This window comes from Nostoc sp. UCD121 (assembly GCF_014222285.1).
Classification (GTDB): domain Bacteria; phylum Cyanobacteriota; class Cyanobacteriia; order Cyanobacteriales; family Nostocaceae; genus Nostoc.
Window position 1 is genome coordinate 1 of record NZ_JACKZS010000379.1, and the last position, 3,416, is coordinate 3,416.

Sequence of the window (3,416 nt, forward strand, 5' to 3'; positions counted from 1 at the left end):
ACGCTTTTCGTGGTTTAATTTGGACTAATACCGTTCAATTAAATACATAAAGCTGTTTAAACCGACAGCCAATATGGCTATGGTTATTTATGCTTACTTGAGAGTCTCCAGCGATCGGCAAGACCTACACAACCAACGGCATGGCATTTTAGAATATGCCAACACCCATGCTTTGAGTCCCATTCACTTTATAGAGGACACAGTTTCTGGACGGGAGAAATGGTTAGAGCGAGGTGTAGGACAACTATTGAATCAAACAGCACAAGCAAAAGATGTAGTCATTTTTTCAGAAGTTAGTCGGATGGCACGCTCTACCCTACAAGTATTAGAAATGCTGGAGTGCTGTGTGCGCCGAGGAATCAACGTCCATATCGCCAAACAAGGTATGGTGCTAGATGATTCAATGCAAAGCCGAATTACAGCAACGGTTTTAGGCTTGGCAGCAGAAATTGAGCGTGAATTGATTGTACTCAGAACAACCGAAGCACTAGCCAAACGAAAAGCTGAGGGGAAAACGCTGGGACGACCCAAAGGACGACAATCTACACATTTAAAACTAGACACAAGGGAAGCAGAAATTCGCAGCTATCTATCCAAAGGGATCAGTAAACGCTCGATTGCAAAACTGGTCGATTGTTCACCTTCCACGCTCTACGATTGGTTGTCACGCAAACATCTCCACTCACGCCACGACAAATTGGTGGAGAAATCATAGGATGCCAAAGAAACAAATACCAATTGATACCATCGTAGACTTACGTCGCCGCTTAGAGCAGCTACCACCACGCAGTCCATCTCGTCGGGTATTAGTCCAAGAAATAGCTCAACTGTATGGCATTTCCGAAGATACTGTGTATCGAACACTACGAGAAGGAAATGTTGTTCGCCCAGTGCGGCGCGTTGATTGTGATGTCCCGCGTGTGATTCCTAAAGCCGGACTAGAGCGATACTGCGAAATCATTGCTGCCATTAAAATACGCACATCTAACCGCAAAGGTCGCCATTTATCTACCGTGCAAGCAATTCGCTTATTGGAAGAAGATGGCATCAACACACCAGATGGTCATCTTCGCGTTCCAGTCGGTTTGCTCAAACCAACCACCGTCAATCGTTATCTCAACAAATGGGGTTACGACCGCGATACCCTGCTGCGACAACCACCTGCTGTTCGCTTCCAGGCAGAATATAGCAATCAATGTTGGCATTTTGACCTCAGTCCATCAGACCTCAAGCACGTAAAAGCACCAGCCTTCCTAGAACCGGGACGTGGACATCCCTTGTTGATGCTTTATAGTGTCGTGGATGACCGTAGTGGTTTTGCATACCAAGAATATCACGGTGTTTACGGTGAGGATGTGGAGGCAGCACTGCGGTTTATGTTTGCCGCCATGTCACTCAAGTCGGAGACTGACTTTCCCTTTCAAGGCATTCCCCAAATGGTGTATATGGACAATGGGCCCATTGCCAAGAGCTTAGTGTTTCAAAAAGTAATGGGTTATTTGGGGATTGAAGTACGTACCCATTTACCAAATGGCAAAGATGGACGACGGGTGACAGCTCGTTCTAAGGGGAAGGTGGAACGACCGTTTCGCACTGTTAAAGAAATGCACGAAACTCTCTACCATCTGCATGAACCGGAGACCGAAGCTGAGGCAAACGCTTGGTTGATGAAGTTTTTGCTCCATTACAATAGCCGACCCCATCGCAGCGAACCCCATTCCCGGATGGAAGACTGGGTGAGCAATTTACCTAGTAACGGTATCCGTCAAATGTGTAATTGGGAACGTTTTTGTACATTTGCACGCTCCCCAGAACGCCGTAAGGTAGGCATCGATGCTCGCGTTACGGTTGAGGGGGTGGCTTATGAGGTGGAGCCAGATTTGGCTGGAGAAACTGTAGTTCTGTGGTGGGGCTTGTTCGATAACGAACTGTACGTAGAACATGGTGAACGTCGCTATGGGCCGTTTCTGCCTGTGGATGGCCCAATCCCCCTACATCGCTACCGTAGTTTTAAGAAAACACGAACACAGAAACGGGCTGACCGAATTGAATCTTTGGCTAAACAGTTGTCTTTACCGAACTCTGTGATTGGTAAAGGCAACCCGCCTGAATTCGGGAGTAGTACAACCCAACTAAAGGTGCAGCCTTTTGTAGACCCCAATCCATTTCAAGAACTGACATTCAGCACGGTGATTGCAGCCAAATTAGCGATCGCCGATTATTTGGCACGCCCATTAGCCAAACTCACCCCTGAACAAATGGCTTATATTAATGCGGTTCTGGTGCCTACTCTCAATAAGCAGGAGGTAATGAAACAAATTCGAGATTTCTTTAACCCATTATCAGGTACGAGCCATGTTGAGTGATGTCATGACTTATTTTGGACTTAAACGTACCTTAGATCATGTGGGCTATTTTGAGACTCAAGAACAGACAAATCTATTCAAAGAACTCAAACCCCAAATTAGGCAAGGTCGTTTGATTGCTCTAACAGGTGTTGTTGGTTGTGGTAAAACAACGACTTTACAACGACTGCAATTAGAATTGTCCTCCGAAAAAGACATTATTATTTCTCGTTGCCTTGCAATTGACAAAGATAAGGTCAGTGTCGGGGTTTTGATGAGTGCTTTGTTTTGCGATTTAAGTACAGAAAAGGACGCTAAACCACCGACCCAACCAGAACTCAGAGAACGAAAATTCTTAGCTTTAATTCAAAAATGCCGTAAGCCTGTAGTGCTTTTTGTGGATGAAGCTCATGACATTCATCACGGTACGTTAGTCAAAATTAAGCGTTTAATTGAATTGGTACGCCAGAATGGTTGCACTTTATCTGTAGTGCTGCTGGGACATCCCAAATTGAAAAATGATTTGCGTCGACCATCTTTGGAAGAGATTGGTGCTAGAACCAATATTTTTAGTTTAGAAGGTATTAGAGGACATCAAGTTGAGTATATAAAATGGCTGTTGAGCGAGTGTATTCACGATGATTATCTGCCTGAAGATTTGATTACCAATGAGGCAATTGCATTTTTGGCAGAACGATTGACGACTCCATTGCAAATCGAACATTATTTGCAGAGGGCTTTTGAAGACGCTTATCAAGCAGCAACGAAGCCTGTCACTCTTGGTATGGCTGAAGCTGTCTTGACTGTGGGACTTAACGATTTAGAACCTCGCTTAATACGGCATGGTTACACGAAGACAGTACTAGCTGAGTTATTAAATATACGAGTAAGCGAGGTAAGTTCTTTTTTACACGCTCAGTTGCCTCCTGGTCGAACCCAAGATTTGAGAGACCAGATGTTAAAAATTGGAATTCCCTTATATGCCTCAGAGGGAAATTAAATTAATTCAAGAAATACTCCATATAGAGTTTTTCTGTTTTATTTGTGTTCAGTTTATATCTAAATAAATAG

General features: G+C 44.2%; 3 protein-coding genes. All 3 read left to right on the forward strand.

Features of this window, described 5'->3' with window-relative positions; translation table 11 throughout:
- The first annotated feature begins 73 nt into the window (after positions 1–73).
- Genes GNF10_RS35820 through GNF10_RS35830 form a run of 3 tightly spaced genes read left to right on the forward strand, consistent with a single transcriptional unit; the run spans position 74 to position 3,345 of the window.
- Positions 74–715, forward strand: a complete 642-nt coding sequence (locus tag GNF10_RS35820) for a recombinase family protein (protein WP_221643742.1) — start codon at positions 74–76, stop codon at positions 713–715.
- 16 nt (positions 716–731) lie between these two features.
- Positions 732–2,366, forward strand: a complete 1,635-nt coding sequence (locus tag GNF10_RS35825) for an IS481 family transposase (protein ID WP_185593074.1) — start codon at positions 732–734, stop codon at positions 2,364–2,366.
- Complete coding sequence (locus tag GNF10_RS35830; protein ID WP_185593073.1) at positions 2,356–3,345, forward strand: ExeA family protein; 990 nt, start codon at positions 2,356–2,358, stop codon at positions 3,343–3,345. The genes GNF10_RS35825 and GNF10_RS35830 overlap by 11 nt, the downstream gene beginning before the upstream one ends.
- Positions 3,346–3,416: the final 71 nt, after the last annotated feature.